Annotated in this window: 19 protein-coding genes; 6 read left to right on the top strand and 13 right to left on the bottom strand. The window is 55.6% G+C overall.

The window, feature by feature from the left end:
- The first annotated feature begins 91 nt into the window (after positions 1-91).
- Positions 92-685 carry a TetR family transcriptional regulator gene (locus DEO48_RS01185; RefSeq protein ID WP_045399983.1) on the top strand — a complete coding sequence of 198 codons (594 nt, stop codon included), beginning with the start codon at positions 92-94 and terminating at the stop codon, positions 683-685.
- Positions 686-724: 39 nt separating this feature from the next.
- On the opposite strand, the gene nhoA is transcribed toward DEO48_RS01185, so the two are convergent.
- Positions 725-1,570, bottom strand: coding sequence for an N-hydroxyarylamine O-acetyltransferase (gene nhoA, locus DEO48_RS01180; RefSeq protein ID WP_109844089.1), 846 nt, complete (start codon positions 1,568-1,570; stop codon positions 725-727).
- Between the two features lie 108 nt (positions 1,571-1,678).
- Here nhoA and DEO48_RS01175 point away from each other — a divergent pair, with 108 nt between their 5' ends.
- Positions 1,679-2,251, top strand: coding sequence for a flavin reductase family protein (locus DEO48_RS01175; protein ID WP_047741939.1), 573 nt, complete (start codon positions 1,679-1,681; stop codon positions 2,249-2,251).
- 35 nt (positions 2,252-2,286) lie between these two features.
- Here the strand turns inward: DEO48_RS01175 and fusA are convergent, their stop codons facing one another.
- Positions 2,287-4,386, bottom strand: coding sequence for an elongation factor G (gene fusA, locus DEO48_RS01170; protein ID WP_109844088.1), 2,100 nt, complete (start codon positions 4,384-4,386; stop codon positions 2,287-2,289).
- 160 nt (positions 4,387-4,546) lie between these two features.
- Here fusA and DEO48_RS01165 point away from each other — a divergent pair, with 160 nt between their 5' ends.
- On the top strand, positions 4,547-4,849 hold the full coding sequence (locus tag DEO48_RS01165) for a helix-turn-helix transcriptional regulator (RefSeq protein WP_047174471.1): 303 nt from the start codon (positions 4,547-4,549) through the stop codon (positions 4,847-4,849).
- 69 nt (positions 4,850-4,918) lie between these two features.
- On the opposite strand, the gene DEO48_RS01160 is transcribed toward DEO48_RS01165, so the two are convergent.
- Positions 4,919-5,374, bottom strand: a complete 456-nt coding sequence (locus tag DEO48_RS01160; protein ID WP_109844087.1) for a GNAT family N-acetyltransferase — start codon at positions 5,372-5,374, stop codon at positions 4,919-4,921.
- A 164-nt stretch (positions 5,375-5,538) separates the two neighbouring features.
- On the opposite strand from DEO48_RS01160, the gene DEO48_RS01155 reads away from it, so the two are divergent.
- The gene (locus DEO48_RS01155; RefSeq protein WP_109844086.1) at positions 5,539-7,017 is read left to right on the top strand and encodes a PLP-dependent aminotransferase family protein; all 1,479 of its coding nucleotides are present in this window, start codon (positions 5,539-5,541) and stop codon (positions 7,015-7,017) included.
- Positions 7,018-7,044: 27 nt separating this feature from the next.
- On the opposite strand, the gene DEO48_RS01150 is transcribed toward DEO48_RS01155, so the two are convergent.
- Both DEO48_RS01150 and DEO48_RS01145 read right to left on the bottom strand, forming a co-directional pair.
- Positions 7,045-7,680 (bottom strand): helix-turn-helix domain-containing protein, encoded by a 636-nt coding sequence (locus tag DEO48_RS01150; protein ID WP_063409408.1) that lies wholly within the window; start codon positions 7,678-7,680, stop codon positions 7,045-7,047.
- A 121-nt stretch (positions 7,681-7,801) separates the two neighbouring features.
- Positions 7,802-9,133, bottom strand: coding sequence for a 2-hydroxycarboxylate transporter family protein (locus tag DEO48_RS01145; RefSeq protein ID WP_109844085.1), 1,332 nt, complete (start codon positions 9,131-9,133; stop codon positions 7,802-7,804).
- A gap of 404 nt (positions 9,134-9,537) precedes the next feature.
- Between DEO48_RS01145 and DEO48_RS01140 the strand changes: the two genes are divergently transcribed.
- On the top strand, positions 9,538-10,485 hold the full coding sequence (locus DEO48_RS01140; RefSeq protein WP_109844084.1) for an AEC family transporter: 948 nt from the start codon (positions 9,538-9,540) through the stop codon (positions 10,483-10,485).
- Between the two features lie 31 nt (positions 10,486-10,516).
- Positions 10,517-12,202, top strand: a complete 1,686-nt coding sequence (locus DEO48_RS01135) for an NAD-dependent malic enzyme (RefSeq protein WP_109844083.1) — start codon at positions 10,517-10,519, stop codon at positions 12,200-12,202.
- A gap of 44 nt (positions 12,203-12,246) precedes the next feature.
- Here DEO48_RS01135 and DEO48_RS01130 read toward each other — a convergent pair whose 3' ends face one another.
- From DEO48_RS01130 to DEO48_RS01090, 8 genes are all read right to left on the bottom strand, one after another.
- Positions 12,247-13,248 (bottom strand): Kdo(2)-lipid IV(A) acyltransferase, encoded by a 1,002-nt coding sequence (locus DEO48_RS01130; RefSeq protein ID WP_047741945.1) that lies wholly within the window; start codon positions 13,246-13,248, stop codon positions 12,247-12,249.
- Positions 13,249-13,432: 184 nt separating this feature from the next.
- Positions 13,433-13,663, bottom strand: coding sequence for a tautomerase PptA (gene pptA / locus DEO48_RS01125; RefSeq protein ID WP_008501760.1), 231 nt, complete (start codon positions 13,661-13,663; stop codon positions 13,433-13,435).
- A 37-nt stretch (positions 13,664-13,700) separates the two neighbouring features.
- Positions 13,701-14,318 carry a glutathione S-transferase family protein gene (locus tag DEO48_RS01120; protein WP_109844082.1) on the bottom strand — a complete coding sequence of 206 codons (618 nt, stop codon included), beginning with the start codon at positions 14,316-14,318 and terminating at the stop codon, positions 13,701-13,703.
- A 233-nt stretch (positions 14,319-14,551) separates the two neighbouring features.
- Positions 14,552-15,439, bottom strand: a complete 888-nt coding sequence (locus DEO48_RS01110) for an ABC transporter substrate-binding protein (protein ID WP_181366951.1) — start codon at positions 15,437-15,439, stop codon at positions 14,552-14,554.
- A 9-nt stretch (positions 15,440-15,448) separates the two neighbouring features.
- Positions 15,449-16,222 (bottom strand): amino acid ABC transporter ATP-binding protein, encoded by a 774-nt coding sequence (locus DEO48_RS01105; RefSeq protein ID WP_109844081.1) that lies wholly within the window; start codon positions 16,220-16,222, stop codon positions 15,449-15,451.
- Complete coding sequence (locus DEO48_RS01100) at positions 16,206-17,132, bottom strand: amino acid ABC transporter permease (RefSeq protein ID WP_109844080.1); 927 nt, start codon at positions 17,130-17,132, stop codon at positions 16,206-16,208. Before DEO48_RS01100 ends, DEO48_RS01105 begins: the two co-directional genes overlap by 17 nt.
- Before the next feature lie 9 nt (positions 17,133-17,141).
- Positions 17,142-17,651, bottom strand: coding sequence for a GNAT family N-acetyltransferase (locus DEO48_RS01095; RefSeq protein WP_032656866.1), 510 nt, complete (start codon positions 17,649-17,651; stop codon positions 17,142-17,144).
- 9 nt (positions 17,652-17,660) lie between these two features.
- A partial coding sequence (locus DEO48_RS01090; RefSeq protein ID WP_109844079.1) for an ABC transporter substrate-binding protein occupies positions 17,661-18,360 on the bottom strand: 700 nt, incomplete at its 5' end.

Raw genomic sequence — 18,360 nt, 5'->3', positions numbered from 1 at the left:
GACACATGTCCAGGATGCGATCCTACGTAAAGTTGAACGCATGTCCAGCTTTTTGTTACACTCGTTTCATTCCCATTGAGAGTGAGTAAACATGCGATATCTGAGCAAGGATGAACGGCGGGAAGCCATCTTACAGGCCGCCATGCGCGTGGCGCTGGCTGAAGGACTGGCTGCTATGACGGTACGCCGTATTGCCGCCGAGGCCGGAGTCGCCACCGGCCAGGTACATCATCATTTTACATCCGGCGGCGAACTAAAATCGCTGGCCTTCGTACGGCTAATTCGCGAGCTGCTGGATGCGGATGTCGCGGGTAAACAGGCCGGCTGGCGGGAACAGCTTCATGCCATGCTCGGCAGCGATGACGGGAGGTTTGAGCCCTATATTCGCCTGTGGCGTGAGGCGCAGATCCTGGCCAGCCGCGATGCCGACATCAAAGGCGCCTATGTGATGACCATGGAGATGTGGCACCAGGAAACGGTGGCGCTTATCAAAGCGGGAACGGAGGCCGGGGCATTAAATCCGGGCGATCGGGCGGAAAATATTGCCTGGCGCTTGATTGGTCTGGTGTGCGGTCTTGACGGAATGTATATCTTAAACATGCCCGAAATGGACGAAGCCGCCTTTAACAACCATCTTGATAAATTAATCACGCTCGAGTTGTTTAATACGCCGTCTAAGCAGTGATGTTGCCGGGTAGCGGCGACGCCTTACCCGGCCTGCGTATTATTTCCCGGCCTGAGGATGTGTATCAAACCCTGCCATCACCGCCGTCAATTCTGACAGTGTAAAGCCGTGCTTCGGATCGTCAACCCCAAGACCAAAGCGCTCCTGCATCAGCTGGTATAGCGCCTCAGCATCCGGCAGATGGATCTGCTCTTCTACGTGACCGTTCTGCCAGTGGGTAAAGTTGAGGTTGGTTAGTGTCAGCTTGCCGCCGTCCGGCAGATGGCGACACATCAACAGATGATGGCGGAAATGCGACTGCGGCCAGTGCGCCGACCAGAAATTCCCCATCACGTAATCGCTGAAATACTGCGTCGTCAGGTCAAACTGGTACATCGACTGCCAGTGCTCGTGGTGCCGGAACTGCAGCACCCAGTCGTTCCCCTCGCTCAGCAGACGATACAGCCCGTGCGGCGTCTCCTGTTCTTCATTAGCGAGCAAGCGAATCGGCGCCGTCAGCGTCTGGCCTCCAAAGCCGACGTCGGCAATCCAGCGCTCACCGTTAAGCTCAACCAGCAGCAGGCGGTGCGTGCGCGGCGGCATTTGCGGCGGATTCGCTAATACCACGCGCCCCAGCACGCTACGCACCGTAAACCCGACTTCACGCAGGACGCGCTCGAACAGGCCGTTTTGCTCAAAGCAGTACCCTCCGCGACGTGCGGTGACCAGCTTGTCGACCAGGCACCGATCGTCAAGCTGGATTTCGCGAGGCAGAACAACATCAATATTCTCAAAAGGGATCGCACAGTTGTGATGTAAATGCAGCGCGCGCAGGGTATCGATATCCACCCGCGTCGGCTGCGCCCAGCCGATGCGGGCGAAATAGGCGGTCAGAAATGGGGACATACATCAGTTTCCTTTGATTGAGATGTTCTGTTTATAAACTAATTTTACGCATCCACTTTGATTTACGTGCTTTTTCGTCATACTCATCGGTGTAGATGAGGAGATCCTATGAGCCACTTTCGCCCTGTTGAATTACGTCATGCCAGCCGTCTGCTGAACCACGGCCCTACTGTGCTTATCACCAGTCGGGATGAAAGCCTCGACAGACGCAACGTGATGGCCGCCGCATGGTCAATGCCCGTTGAGTTTGAACCGCCGCGCATCGCAATAGTCGTGGATAAAAGCACCTGGTCGCGCGAGCTGATTGAGCGCAGCGGGAAGTTTGGCATCGTCATCCCCGGCGTGGCGGCGGCCAACTGGACATACGCGGTCGGTAGCGTCAGCGGGCGCGACGAGGATAAATTCAACTGCTATGGGATCCCGGTGGTGAACGGTCCTGAACTTGGCCTGCCGGTGATAGAAGAAAAATGTCTGGCGTGGATGGAGTGTCGGTTATTACCCGTCACCTCAGCGGCAGAAAAATACGATACGCTGTTTGGTGAAGTGGTTTCAGCGGCAGCCGATGAACGCGCGTTTGTCGCCGGACGCTGGCAGTTTGACGGGGATAAGCTGAATACCCTGCATCATCTTGGGGCCGGAACGTTTGTCGCGAGCGGGAAGATGGTGAAGGCGCCGGATTAAGAAAACCCTCCCCCTATTGGGAGAGGGTGACCGTATTACTTCGCGCGCCGCGCAATAATCTCATCCGCAACATTCCGCGGGGCTTCCGCAAAATGATGGAACTCCATCGTATACGTCGCGCGTCCCTGGGACATCGAGCGCAATGTCGTGGCATAACCAAACATCTCTGCCAGCGGCACGTCAGCGCGAATAATCTGGCTTCCGTACTGCTCCGCCATTCCCTGCACCATGCCGCGGCGGGAAGAGAGATCGCCCATGATGTTACCGGCGTACTCTTCCGGCGTTTCCACCTCCACGTGCATGATCGGCTCAAGGATCACCGGGTCCGCCCTGCGGGCGCCCTCTTTAAAGCCGAGGATCGCCGCCATGCGGAACGCCATCTCCGAGGAGTCAACGTCGTGATACGAGCCAAACGTCAGCGTCGCTTTGACATCAACGACCGGATAGCCCGCCAGCACGCCGCTGTTCATCGCTTCCCGCAGCCCTTTCTCAACGGACGGGATGTACTCGCGCGGCACCACGCCGCCCTTGGTGGCATCTTCAAATTTAAAACCACTTCCGGGCTCCAGCGGCTCCAGGCTCAGGACCACATGGCCGTACTGCCCTTTGCCGCCGGACTGTCGGACAAATTTGCCTTCGATATCCTTCACCGTTTTACGCAGGGTTTCACGGTAGGTTACCTGTGGGCGGCCAATATTGGCCTCGACGCCAAACTCACGCTTCATGCGGTCGACGATGATCTCAAGGTGTAGCTCACCCATCCCGGAGATAATGGTCTGGCCGGACTCTTCGTCAGTATGCAGGCGAAACGATGGATCTTCCGCCGCCAGACGCTGCAGCGCGATCCCCATTTTCTCCTGATCGGCCTTAGTTTTCGGCTCGATCGCCAGCGAAATAACCGGGTCCGGGAACTCCATGCGTTCAAGCGTGATCACTGCATTAGGATCGGTGAGCGTGTCGCCAGTAGTCACATCCTTCAGCCCAACGCAGGCCGCGATGTCTCCGGCGCGCAGTTCGTCCACCTCGTGACGATCGTTGGCATGCATCAGCACGATACGCCCGATGCGCTCTTTCTTCCCTTTCACCGGGTTATACACCGCGTCACCTTTGCGCAGCACGCCAGAGTACACGCGGATAAAGGTCAGTTGCCCGACGTAGGGATCGCTCATCAGCTTGAACGCCAGGGCCGAGAACGGCTCATCATCGCTCGGATGACGCTCCGCGTGCTGCCCTTTTTCATCCACGCCATCAATGGCCGGCACCTCCAGCGGCGACGGCATCAGCTCGATCACCGCATCGAGCATGCGCTGCACCCCTTTGTTTTTAAACGCGCTGCCGCAGAGCATCGGCTGGATTTCGCCCGAGATAGTGCGAATACGCAGCCCTTTAATAATTTCCGCTTCCGTCAGGTCGCCCGTTTCCAGGTACTTATCCATCAGTTCATCGCTGGCTTCCGCCGCCGCAGAGACCATTTTTTCCCGCCATTCCTGGGCGGTAGTGACTAAATCATCCGGCACGGGGGCATAGGTAAACACCATACCCTGCGTCGCATCGTCCCACAGAATAGTGCGCATTTTGATCAGATCCACCACGCCGGTGAAATGATCTTCAGCCCCCACAGGGATGACAATCGGCACCGGATTGGCCTTCAGGCGTTCCTGCATCATCCGCACGACGCGGAAGAAATCGGCACCCGGACGGTCCATTTTGTTGACGAAGGCCAGACGCGGTACGTGATATTTATTGGCCTGACGCCAGACGGTTTCCGACTGCGGCTGCACGCCGCCCACGGAGTCATACACCATCACGGCGCCGTCGAGTACGCGCATGGAACGTTCCACCTCAATGGTGAAATCCACATGCCCCGGGGTGTCGATGATGTTAATCCGGTGCGGCTCATAGCCTCTGTCCATACCCGGCCAGAAGCAGCTGACGGCCGCGGAGGTGATCGTGATCCCGCGCTCTTGCTCCTGCGCCATCCAGTCAGTGGTTGCCGCGCCATCGTGTACTTCACCCAGCTTGTGGCTCATCCCGGTATAAAACAGGATGCGCTCAGTGGTGGTGGTTTTACCGGCATCGATATGCGCGGAGATACCGATGTTGCGATAACGTTCGAGAGGGATGGGTCGGGGCATGATATTTCCTTAAGTCTTATGACTTGTCTGTGACGACCAGGATGGTCGTGCATTCGTTCGTTTGCTATAATAGTCCTATTGTACGAGTATTATCGAACTATTTTTTAACGGTTGACCTATTGTTGATATAGCTCAATCTGACGCCAAACGCAGGAAAACGATGATCCCAAACCACCCTGAAACTGAACAAATACTGCTGGAAAATGTGCTGTTTGCCCTCGGCAATCCGCTCCGGCTGTCGATCATTCGCCGGCTGGCCGATGGCAGCGAACTCAGCTGTAACGCGCTGCGCCCGGAGGATGTAGTTAAGTCGACAATGACGCACCACTGGCGCGTACTGCGCGACAGCGGCGTTATCTGGCAGCGCCCGCAGGGGCGGGAGAACATGATTTCGTTACGCCGAGACGATCTGGATGCCCGTTTTCCAGGGCTGATGGAGATACTTTTACAGGCCAAATCATAAGGACATGCCTGTTTTTTCCTGAAAAATGCCCCGTACATATTTGAGGGGGCATTACGTCAGCGAAGGGATTTATCTAACCTGCATACGATATTCAATCATTCCACTTTTCTTCGCAATCCAGTCGTACAATCGTTGCCCGCGATAGTTGGCTTCATGCGTATGCCAGTAAAGATGACTGGCATGATGTTTTCTGGCTTCTCTCTGAACATATTCTATTAACTGTTTGCCAATGTGTTTGCCCCTTACGGCTTCGCAGACGTATAAATCTTCGAGGTAGCAGTAATCGCTCTCAGCCCAGGTCGAGCGGTGAAAAAGATAATGCGCAAAACCCACTACGTCTCCATTACATCGTGCAACCACGCAGAATAGCGGCTCAACGGGGCTGAAAAATCGTTGCCAGGTTCGTTGAGTGACGGCCCCAGAGAGGTCGACATTATAAAATTCCTGGTATTTACTCCACAGTGGCATCCAGCTTTCAAATTCATGTTCTTTAACTGCCTCAATTGTCACGCTCGTATTATTCATATTGCCTCTTTGGTCACCCGTTTATTCGTTTCAGGAAGAGTGTATTCGCTGAATGGCACGTTTTGTCCCGCCAATTCTCGCCATCAAGGCAGACCAATTTTTCATCCTTCTGCATGCAATATTGCTTTAGAATCAAAAGACACACAGGAAAAGTGGACAACGTAATGTTTAAGCACGCACAGCTTGAAACGGTTAAGGCATGGATTATCGACCCCGCTAACGGATCGCTACCGCTTCATGAAAGGATCCAGAGAGCAATACGGACGCTGATACTGGAAGGGGTATTATCTCACGGTAAGGCCCTTCCTGCCTCACGCGCTCTGGCAGCTTCTCTCAGCGTTTCCCGGGATACCATAGAAGCGGCCTACTCCAGCCTGCATGCCGAAGGTTTTATTGAGAGACAAACAGGCAGAGGGAGCTTCGTCTCTTCCAGCGCGCGTTTTTTAAAACCCCGTCCTCGACAGCATCAGCCAACCGCTGAGATACGAAAAGCAAAACTCAGCGTCCGGGGAAAAATCGTTTATGAAAGCGGCGGGATCCGAGAATTTTCCTCCCCTCGCCCCCTTGCGCCCGGCATTCCTGAAACCCGCATGTTTCCCATTCCGATCTGGGAGCGTCTTCAGCGACAGGTCCTGAAGGAGTTTCAGCATCAGGCGTTAGAGCAAAGTCCCCCACAGGGTATAGAGCGCCTGCGACGGGCAATTGCGGAATACGTCAATCTTGAGCGCGGAACGCGTGCGAGGGCAGAACAGGTCATCGTTCTGACAAGTTCTCAACAGGCGCTTGCGCTCTGTTCCCACGTGCTGATGGACGCCGGGGATGGCATTGTCATTGAGGATCCCTCCTATCAAGGGGCACACAAAGCGTTCAACGCTGCAGGGCTTCGCTGTATTCCGGTTCCTCTTGATGAAAAAGGCATCTCGGTTGACGATCTTAATTCTCTGACCGAGCCTGCCAGGGCGATCTACCTTACGCCTTCTCATCAGTACCCTACCGGGGTGACGCTCTCTCTTGACCGACGACTGGCAGTTGTTAAATGGGCAAACCGTTACGGAGCCTGGATTATTGAGGATGACTATGACAGCGAGTTTCACTACGAAGGCAAGCCTATGGCCAGTCTTCAGGGGCTTGATACGTACAACCGGACAGTTTATATCGGCACGTTCACCAAGTCTCTGTTCCCTGGGCTACGTATTGCCTACACGATCGTTCCCTCAGAACTGATAGAGCCCTTTACCATGGCGAGGACATTAATGGATGGTCACACCGCCTCAATAACCCAGCTGACGCTGGCTAAATTTCTGGAGGGAAGCCATTTTGGCGCCTATGTTCGTAAGATGCGGAGTATTTATGTTGCTCGTCGCGACACGCTGGCAAGCATGATGGACGAATATCTCTCCGAATATGTTACCTGTGAAACGCCAGCGGGGGGAATGCAAATGCCTTGTCACCTGAAGCACGGCATATCCGAGAAAGAAATAGCCACCGCCGCCCGCCGCGCGGGTATTGATATACTTGGTCTTACCAGTTTATATGCAGGTCCTCCCGCGTCCACCGGTTTTTTGATGGGATTTGCTGCTTACACGGAAAGGGAGATAGAAGACGCTGTAAAAAAACTGGCCGCAATTTTCCGTCATGTTTGATGCCGTCGACCGGTCAGCGGCGAATACTCATTCCGGGCGAGCAAGGCTATAAACAGGGATCCGCCGGGTAGTTTTGGTGAGCGTATCAAACACCTCGGCGTCGGACGTCACGATCCTCATCCCCGTTTTGCGTAATCTCTGCACATCGGCCGCGATGCGCTGAATGCCAAACCAGAAAAGCCCGTCGAGTGCCGTTATCGCTAACCCATTTTCCAGCGCCAGCTTAAGTCGTTCGCGGGGGGCTTTAACCTGCTGGGCAATTTGCCGGTAAGGCGCTTCATTGCATCCTGTCGCGTCACTGCGCTGGATACGCGTTTTCAGCTGATAGGTAAATTCGTCAGGTATTCCGTCGAGATCCCTTTTCAGGCTATAGACGCAGCCAAAACGCTTGCCGTTAAACAGAACATTTTTCTGACTGAGCTGAAGCTCTTTTCTGACAATGTCTATCAGCTGGGGCGCACGGGTAAGGAGCAGCCTGAAGGGCAGCTCGAAGCTGGTGACGTAATCCACATTAAGCAGCGCGAGGCGCAGCCGCTCCTCAGCACCGGACTTTTGCTCACGACACTCCTCCATCACCTCAGCCCACTGGCGCGTCAGGCGCTCCGGCTCGGCCGCTTCGGTAAGGAGATATTTTTCAATCTGATAATCAACTCTTCCGGTCATCGTGTGGTATCCCGTCACTGTGGATGCGGTAATTCTATACAGCGCGGTGAGTTTTATAAAGGACTGAACCGCAGCGACATCCTGAAAATGTCGTTGCGATTCAGCATCCTGACGTTTCGGATCAGTGCGCCATAATCCAGCCCATCAGCAGCGTGGCGAAAATCACCGTCGACGCGCCGCCGATGCGGGTGGCAATCTGCGCGAACGGCATGAGCGACATCCGGTTAGACGCGGACAAAATGGCCACGTCCCCCGTTCCGCCCAGCCCGCTGTGGCAGCAGGTCACAATGGCCGCTTCCACAGGATACATATTCAGTCGCGACGCGATAAAGTAGCCGCTCAGCGCCATCGCAATCACGACCGAACCGCATACCACCACGTATCCCACCGAAAAGACCGACACCACGCTCTCAAGCGGCACGTATAACATCCCGAGGCCGATCATCAGCGGCCAGACCAGCGCAGCCGAGACGAATTTATAGCAGCTGTGCGCGCCCTGCTCCATTGAGGCCGGGATCACCCTGAAGTATTTACACAGGACGGCAATCAGGATCATCAGCACCGGGCCGGGGATGTGGACCAGTTTTTCAAACAATCCGCCGACGATGAAAAACGCGCACACCATCAGCAATCCGCCCCCCATCAGATGAAAATCCGTCTGCTGCGTGCTTTGCGCCCCGGCAAACAGGCTTGCGTCGTCTTTACTCCGCGTAAGCATGCCATTTCCCGAAAGCGCAGGACGTTTCGCGCCGAGACGCGCCAGCGAGCCCGCACAAATAATGGCGAAGATATTCCCGACGACCGCAGCGGGTGCCAGCTGCGCAACGTAGACGTCCGGCGTCTGCCCCAGTATTGCCGAATAGGCCAGGGACAGCGGCAAAATCCCCTCGCCGATCCCGCCGCCGATAATAGGCACAATGATGAAGAAGAAGGTGTGGTAAGCCGTATAACCAAACAGTGAGCCCACAATGAGGCCGCTCAGCACGGCCATGCATGTTCCCGCCACCAGCGGAACAAACATGCGCATCATCCCCTGGATCAGCAGCACCCGGTTCATCCCCAGAATGCTGCCGACCACCAGGCAGGCGATGACGAAATAGAGCAGATTCGCCTCTTTCATCAGCAGATGCACGGTATCAAGGGTATGTTTCCCGAATACGCCAAAATAGACCAGCACGGAGGGGACCATCAGGCACAGGATCGCCGGGCCGCCGATATCTTTCAGCACCGGGATTTGACGCCCCACTTTGGCAAAGGCGAAACCGAGGGTCATGATGACCGCGAGTCCACCTATCATATTTTTTGGCAGCAGCCCTGCCCAGGCGGACGTCGCCACAATCGCGGCAATCCCGACGAACAGCATCAACGGGACCGTGCCCACCTCGGTATTGTTGAGCCCAAAGGCAAAACGCGGGGTCGACAGTTCAGAAGTCGGTACAGGATTATCTTTCATATAATCACCTGAATTTGTGTTCGGATAAACAGAGAAAGGAATAACTGAAACTATTCCTGATACGAATAAATGTTCTTAAATATAAATAAAGACTTAGATGGCCTTTTCTAAAAACAGGCTCACGATGAAATTATCACGGGCCTGCGGGGAGAAATGTGAACAATCTGGCCCTTTGCTTTTAAATAACTTAATTCAGCATTAAGTAACTAAAGTTATTTATAACGGCTAATGTTGCTTTCTTGCGTCTTATCAATATTTGACGAAAGTATTAGTTATCCAACTAATGCAATCTTTTTGAAATTAATAAAACCAGAGAGAGTGTGACCCTTGTCACTCCTGCCCTGCTTTCTAAGCGCTAGATTAGCGCTGCAATAAAACACATAAAATACCCTACAGGAAATACTATGCCTTCATTACTATTACAGTCACTGTTTCCGCTCGTCTTTATAATGTTACTTGGATGGCTAAGTGGAAAGCTGGGATATTCCCGGCGTGAAGATGCAAACGTCATGGCAACCGTGGTGATTCGTTTCGCCCTTCCTTTCCATCTTTTTATCGGTGCATTGCATACCGAACCCAATAAAATTAAGAACCTGACCTTTATGGCCGTTTTAGTTGTCGGTTTAATGGGGTCGTATTTACTGACGCTATTTATTTCGCGCTACGTTTTTCGCCACGATATCAAAACCAGCGCCATTCAGTCACTGGTTTGCGCCTTTCCCGATATGGCCTACTTTGGCGCACCGGTCCTGGCGGTCTTGATTGGGCCGGAAGGGTTTATCGGCGTGCTGATTGGCAATATTATTACCAGCGTTATCATGATCCCCCTGACTATCGTCCTGATTCGTATGGGGGATAAAAATGGTCATGATGGCCTGGAGGCGCTGCACCCGGGCGCGATGATCGTGCAAAACCTCATCAAAGCGGCACGCAACCCTATCGTCTGGATCCCGGTCTCCGGCGTCTTGCTCAGTCTCGCCGGTGTGCAAATCCCTTCCATTCTCAGCATGCCTATTGAGATGGTTGGCAAGGTTTCAGGCGGACTGTCCCTGTTTGCCCTCGGCCTGCTGTTTTACGGTGAACGTCCAAAACTGAACGTGCAGACGTTTACCAATATCAGTATTAAAAACCTTATTCAGCCGGCAATGATGGCCGCCGCGGGGATCGCCTTTGGCCTGAGCCATACCTTACTGCAGCAGGTCGTGATTATTGGCGCAACGCCTTCCGCTATTGCCGCGGGGATGTTTGCCTTACGCAGCGATACCTATATTGATACCGCATCCTCTTCCATATTAATTGGCACTGCCGTCGGGGTCGTGACCGAAGGCATTATGATCTATTTTATTTCTTAATCTGCTTTATATAAAAATTCAGGAGTTAACCATGTCCCGGAAAGAAGTTCTGTACACCCCCTATAACGGGGCCGTATTGCTGGAAAATCCGCTGCTAAATAAAGGGCTCGCATTTATTAAAGAAGAGCGTGACAATTTTAATCTTCATGGGTTATTGCCGCACAACGTTGAAACGATTGAGGAACAAACCGAGCGCGCCTGGGTGCAGTTCTGTCATTTTAAAAGCGATATCTCGCGTCATGTTTACCTGCGAAATATTCAGGACACCAATGAAACTCTCTTTTACAACCTCCTGCGTTCGCATTTGAAAGAGACGTTACCGATTATCTATACCCCTACGGTCGGTGAAGCCTGCGAGCATTTCTCCACGATATATCGACGCGCGCGCGGCCTGTTTATTTCATGGCCGAATCGCCATCGTATTGATGAGATGCTGCAAAGCTTTTCGCGCAACGACGTTCGCGTGATTGTGGTGACGGACGGGGAGCGTATTTTAGGGCTTGGCGATCAGGGTATCGGCGGAATGGGTATCCCAATTGGCAAGCTGTCGCTGTATACCGCTTGTGGAGGGATCCATCCGGCCTCTACCCTGCCGATTATGCTGGATGTCGGCACCAATAATCAGCAACACCTCGACGACCCGATGTACATGGGCTGGCGCCACCCGCGCATCAGCGACGACCAGTACGCTGAGTTTATGGATATGTTTGTCAGCACCGTTAAAGCGCGCTGGCCCAATGTGCTCCTGCAATTTGAAGACTTCGCGCAGAAAAACGCTACCAGGCTGCTCCAGCGCTACCGCGACCAGCTGTGCTGCTTCAATGATGACATCCAGGGCACGGCAGCCGTCACCGCCGGTACGCTGATGGCTGCGGCCCATGCCGCTGGTACGCGCATTCGCGATCAGCGCGTGGTCTTTTTGGGCAGCGGCTCTGCCGGGTGCGGAATAGCTGAAAAGATTGTGGCGCTGATGGTGGACGACGGCCTGACCGAGCCGGAAGCGCGCAGCCGGATCTTTATGGTCGATCGCTTCGGCCTGCTGACCGACGACATGACCAACCTGCTCGATTTCCAGAAAAACCTGCTTACCGCGCGCGACGCCGTTTGCAGCTGGCATGTAGACTCGCAAAATATTTCCCTGCTGGACGTGGTGAAAAACGCGCATCCCACGGTGATGATCGGCGTTTCAGGCCAGCCGGGGCTGTTCAGCGAAGAGATTGTCAAAGAGATGCATCGCCACTGTCCGCGCCCAATCATCATGCCGCTCTCGAATCCGACCTCGCGGGCGGAAGCCCAGCCGCAGGATCTTATCGCCTGGACCCAGGGTGCCGCGTTGGTGGCCACCGGCAGCCCGTTCGCCCCGGTATTCTGGGAGAATGAACACTACGAGATCGCCCAGTGTAACAACGCCTATATTTTCCCGGGCCTGGGGCTGGGCGTACTGGCCTGCAACGCGCGCCGGGTGACGGAAGAGATGCTGATGGCAGCAAGCCGCAGCCTGGCCGCGCAGTCTCCGCTGGTCACCACGGAAAAAGGCGGATTGCTGCCGCCGGTAGATCAGATTGAAACGGTTTCACGCCAGATTGCCGTCGCCGTCGCCCGGGCCGCGATTGAACAGGGCGTGGCTCCGGCGATAGATGATGAGACGCTGATGGCGCGTATTGAGAAGACCTGGTGGCAGGCGGACTATGCGCCGTACCGCCGGTCTGCGCTGTAGCGCTGGTCATGCCCTCACCGCAGGGTGAGGGCATTACTGAGGGTTTAGTGCCGTACGCCTGAGCGGTCAGAAAATTCGCTGGCGGAGAGAATATCACCCCGTATAGCCGCCTGTTTCTGGCGAGCATAACGGTCAGGGACACCTTCAGGTCGCGTTTTGAAGCGACGGTGCAGCCACATATATTGTTCAGGCGCCATGCGTACGGCCTGCTCAATTGCCTTGTTCATCTGCGTCGCCACGGCTTCTTTATCGCCGCCCTGCAACGCCTCACTGATATCTTCCAGAATGATCAGCTCGTAACCGGTGCCATCCGCCCTGCGCCGCGGCACAAAGGGAATGACGGCAGGCTTAGCGCTTTTGACCAGCATATAGCTTCCAGCGGTCGTGGCGGCATCCGGAACCGCAAAGAACGGCACAAAGACGCTATTGGTTTTGCCGTAGTCATGATCCGGGGCGTACCACAAAATCTCATTCTGCTTCAGCGAGCGGATCATGCCCTTTAAATCATGACGATCGAGCATGGTTTTATTGGAGCGCAGGCGTCCGCGCGTCTGAAGCCAGTCCAGCAGCGCGTTATTATTCGGACGATACACCCCAATGCCGGGATTAAGCATGCCAAAGATCCGCGCGCCCAGCTCAAGGGTGAGAAAATGCATGCCAACGAGCACCACGCCATTGCCCTTTGCCCGCGCCTTTTCCATGTGCTCATACCCCTGCACGGTAAAGCATTTCTTCACCCGCCACGCAGGCCAGAACCATGCCATCCCGGTTTCGATTACCCCCATTCCTACCGATTCAAAATTACGCTGCAGCAGTGACTCGCGTTCATCCTTTTTCATCTCCGGAAAACAGAGCTCCAGGTTTCGGCGGGCAATCTCAACGCGGCGCGGAAGCAGGCGCATCGCCAGCCGACCAAGGCCATGACCGATTCTGAACAGAAGCGGATAAGGGAGCAGCATGATGAGCCACAGAGCCGCAATGCCGGCCCAGCTTAGCCAGTAACGGGGGTGAAGAAAGGCGAGTGAAAAACGGGGTAATTTTGTCATGAGAAAATTATCCTTTAACGTGTCTGTCCTTAATTGATTCTGTTGAAGATCTTTCCTAAGGATGAATAAAAAGTCAGCCAGAAACGTTAAGTGTAGCGGATAAGACAAAACGCATTTTTATCGATTTTTGCGAAAAACGGGAAAACAAGCCGGGGAGGATTTATTCGCTCCCCGGCAGAAGATATTACATCGAATACCCGGGCTTCTTAATAAGCTCCTCCAGCTTCGGTCCAATTTCGGTATCCCAGACCTGCGCCTTCCAGTCTTCAGGCGCGATCTGCTTCAACGCCACCGACACGGAACTATCTTTGCTGTTGAAATGGCGAATAATCACGTCGGCAATATCTGCCGCCAGGGCAGCTTTTTGTTCGTCGTTCAAATCACGGGGAAAACATTTGATATCTACGTGTGGCATGTACAGGCTTCCGGTTGTGAATGAGGGTTCCACGTTATCAGATAATATTGTTTGCCTTTAACACCTTGTGCAGTTCCGGTCGCTGACATACGGCGTCCGCAATCGCCGTGAATTTAGGGGTATTTTCGGCAAACCAGGCGTGACGGGGCCCCCAGGTTCGCGCCACCGCGATATACGCATCCAGCAGCGTCAGCCGTTCCCCCAGCGCAAACGGGGCACCCTTAAGCTGGCTTTCGAACCACAAATAAAGAGATTTACGGTATTCGATGCAGTTTTTCTGCAGCTGTTCCGGCGCATCCGGCACCCAGCGTTCGGGATAGTCTGCATAGGTAAACGTGGGATAGACGTTGGCTACGAACCAGATGAGCAAACGCTGAAACTGCTGACGCTCTGCCTGCCCCACGGGCGGGGCGAGATCGGGACACCGGTCGAGCACCATCAGGGCAATCGCCGCCGTTTCGGTCATAATGGCGCCATTTTCCAGCTCCAGCGTGGGCACCTGACACAGCGGGTTGAGCTTTTGCAGCAGCTCGCGCTGCGGGCCGGGCTGGTCAAACCCGTCCACGTTGATAAATTGATAGGGGATATCGGCCAGGGTTAGCATCACTTCACCGATCGCCGAGCCCCAGCCGGGTACGCCATAGAGTTTAATCATGTTGCCTCCTCAGGGATGAAAACCCTAAGTGTATACCCGTCATACTTCAAGTTGCAGGTGCGTTGGCTGCACTCACTCACCCCAGTCACGTACTAGTGTACGCTCCCGGGGATTCGTTCCCTTGCCGCGTTACTCGGCCTGTAGCCTCGCCCCTTCGGGGCCAGCGCAAGCGCTGTTCAAAACGGCAAGCCGTTTTGTCCTGCAACTCGAATTATTTTGGGTATCGAGCACCATTAGTAGGTTATCCCTGGCGGGTTGACCTCCGACTGCGCCACCGCTTCGCCCTGCTCGCCCCAGCGCGCCAGCACCTTCTGGTAATCACCTCGCTTAATCGCGCCGTCCAGCGCGGCCTGCAGCGCGTACACCAGCTCATTGCCCTTTTTGGTGGTGGTCGCGACATAGGCTTTTTTCGGCCCTAAACCGACCACGCGGGTTTTGCCCGTGAGCGCAGCCTTATAGGCCGATACCGACTGCGGACCAAAGAACACGTCCGCCCTGCCGGACTGAATATAGAGATTGCCCGAGGCATCGTCGTGGAGATAGACCGGCAGCGCAGGCGTCCGCCCGGCCTTTTTGTTCTCTTCGTTCCAGCCCAGCAGAATGCGCTCCTGATTGGTACCGGAGCCGACAATCACCTTCTTCCCGGCCAGATCTTCCGCGCTTTTGATTGACTGGATCTCGCTGGTGGATTTCACCGAAAACGCCAGCGAATCGACGCGGTAGCTCGCAAAATCAAATTTCTCTTTACGCTGTTCGGTCACCGCAATATTGACCAGCGCCACGTCGTAGCGCCCGGAGGCGATCCCCAGCGGCCAGTCCTCCCACGCCGTCGGCACCAGCTTTAGCTTCAGCCCCAGGCTGCCCGCCAGCAGGCGGGCGATATCCGGGTCGCTGCCGATCCGCGTGCGGTTATCGCTGGCCAGCAGCGCCAGCGGCGGAGAATTCAGCGCCGAAACGGCGACCGTGAGCGTACCCGGCTCAACGAATTTGTAATTGGCGGGGATCTTCGCCACGGCCTGGGGATCGACCGTCACCGGCAGAGGCTGCTCGTTGGCTTTCAAATTAATGCTGGCGTGGCTCACCGTCGTGAAGATCAGCCCCGCCAGAAGTCCATATTTCATTGGCGCTCCTTACAGCACTTTTGACAAGAACTGGCGCGTTCTGGCATGTGACGGACGGTTTAATACCTCGTCACTGCTTCCCTGCTCGACGATTTTTCCGTCGACCATAAACACCACCTGATCCGCTACCTCGCGGGCAAAGCCGATCTCGTGAGTGACCACCACCAGCGTAGTCCCGGACCGGGCCAGTTTTTTGATTACGTCCAGCACCTCTCCCACCAACTCCGGATCCAGCGCCGAGGTGGGCTCATCAAACAGCATCACGCGGGGACGCAGCGCCAGCGCGCGGGCAATCGCGATACGCTGCTGCTGACCGCCGGAAAGATGGCGCGACCAGGCATCGGCTTTATCACGCAGCCCGACCACGTCCAGCAGGCTGTACGCCCTTTCCACCGCCTCTTTTTTGCTGAGCTTTTTATGCGCGATTGGCGCCTCAATCAGATTTTCCAGCACCGTGAGGTGCGGAAAGAGATTGAAGTTCTGGAACACGTAGCCCACGTTGACGCGCTGTTTGAGGACTTCCTTCTCCTTCAGCTCATAGAGCCTGTCGCCCTGACGGCGATAGCCAATGTAGTCCCCGTCGATCTGAATAAAGCCTTCATCGACGCGCTCCAGGTGGTTAATAGTGCGCAGCAGCGTCGATTTACCGGAGCCGGATGGCCCGAGGATCACCGTCACGGACCCGGGCGGGATCTCCAGCGAAACGTTGTCGAGCGCCTTATGGCGACCAAAAAACTTGCTGACGCCGGTAATCGAAATGTGTCCTTCAGGAGAGGCTTGCATGGACGGGCTCCTGTGCTGGCGTGGTGGTGACAGAACGGGTGCGACGGACGGCACGGTTCTGGTTAACGGCAGAGCGGCGTTCGCTGCGGGCAAGCGCGCGTTCGACGCCATACTGGATAGCGGACAGGACGGTGGTGATCGCCAGGTACCACGCGGCACCGACCATCAGCAGCGGGATCACCTCCTGCGTGCGGTTGTAGATCATCTGGATGGTATAAAACAGCTCCGGCATCGCCAGGACGTACACCATCGCCGTGCCCTTGGCGAGGCTGATGATTTCATTGAACCCCGACGGCAGAATGGTGCGCAGCGCCTGAGGCAAAATGATGCGCACCGTGCGGCGCCAGGCGGGGAGGCCCAGCGCGGCGGCGGCCTCATACTGGCCGTGATCGACCCCGAGGAAACCACCGCGAACGATCTCGGCGGTATAGGCGCTCTGCACCAGGGTGAGCCCCACCACGGCGGTAGAGAACTGCCCCAGCACGTTGATGGTTTCAAAACTGCCCCAGGTAATACCGGTAAACGGCACGCCGAGCGAGAGCGTGTCGTAGAGATAGGAAAAGTTGTACAGGATAATCAGCACCACGATCAGCGGCAGCGACCGAAACAGCCAGATATAGGCCCACGCCAGGCTGCTCAGCAGCCAGGATGAAGAGAGTCTCGCCAGCGCCAGCATGCCGCCAAACACCACGCTCAGCGCGGTGCCGATCAGCGTCAGCAGCAGGGTCTGCCCGACACCTTCAAGGATCACCGGGTCAAAGAACCAGCGGGCAAACACCGCCCACTCCCAGCGCGGGTTAAAGGCCACGGACTGAATCACGACCGCCAGGACAAACAGCGCCACCGCGGCGCCAACGGCCCGCAGCGGATAACGCGCCGGGACCACCTTAATGGTTTCAACGTTGCTCATCGTCGTTCCTCATGCGGTTTTACTGAACGCTTCACGTACCAGCGTTTTGGTGAAGCGCAGCCGACCGTCAAACGGCGGCTGGCTGTACTCTTCCGGATCGCGGTTCAGATCGAACTGCGCCTGATAGCCCTGGCTGAGATAGAGCCGTACCGCTTCCGGCTGGCGAAAGCCGGTTGTCAGATAAATTTGGCTGTATCCTGCCAGCACCGCCCTGCGCTCAAGTTCCTGCACCACGCGCCCGGCAAGCCCCTGCTGACGCAGGGTTTTGTCCGTCCAGATGCGTTTGATTTCCGCGGTGCGTTCGTCGAAAGGTTTGTACGCGCCGGTGGCGATAATCTTCCCGTCGCGCTCCAGTACGATAAACAGCCCCTGCGGCGCTAAATACCACTCTGTAAGCTCAACTTCCGCGTCTTTGGAGAAGTAGTCCCCGTAGCGGGCGGCATATTCACCGAACAGCCCTTCGATAATGGGCTGAAGCTCGGCGTCTTCCGGTGAAACATCACGAAATCGTTCGCTCATCACGCCTCCTTAATCGCCCAGGCCAGCCGGGTTTACTTCTGACTGAGGAATGCGCTCAACCCCTTCACCCCAACGGTTCAGCACTTTGTCGTAGTCGCCGTTTTTGATGACCCCGTTCAGCGCGGTCTGTACCGGCTCAACCAGCCCGCTGCCTTTTTTCAGCGTCACCGCAATGTGCGCCGCCTTCGGCCAGCCGCCGTCGACGCTACCCACCAGTTTGGTTTTCCCGTTCAGCGCCGCTTTCCAGGCGCCAATCACGTTCGGACCAAAGTAGGCATCCGCGCGCCCGGACTGCAGCGCCAGCGTTTGTGCCGCATCGTCTTTGGTGTAGATCGGGGTAAAGGGCTTCAGGCCTTTCTTCAGGTTTTCGGCATTCCAGGCCAGCAGGATGGCCTCCTGGTTGGTGCCGGAGCCGACGATAATCCGCAGCCCGGCGATGTCTTCCGCCTTCTGCAGCGACTTGATCGGGCTGGTTGATTTCACGTAGAACCCGAGGGAATCTTTGCGGTATGTGGCAAAGTCAAATTTCTCTTTACGCTCTTTGGTGACGGTAATGTTGCTGATGGCGGCATCATATTTCCCGGAGGCCACGCCCAGCGGCCAGTCTTCCCAGGAGGTCGGCACCACGTTTAGCTCCAGCCCCAGGCTGTCAGCGACCAGACGGGCGACGTCTACCTCGCTTCCCAGCAGCGTTTTGTTGTCGTCGGAG

Source organism: Enterobacter sp. CGMCC 5087, from assembly GCF_003144775.1.
GTDB classification, from domain to species: Bacteria; Pseudomonadota; Gammaproteobacteria; order Enterobacterales; family Enterobacteriaceae; genus Enterobacter; species Enterobacter cloacae_M.
This window is presented reverse-complemented; position numbering and strand designations above follow the sequence as displayed.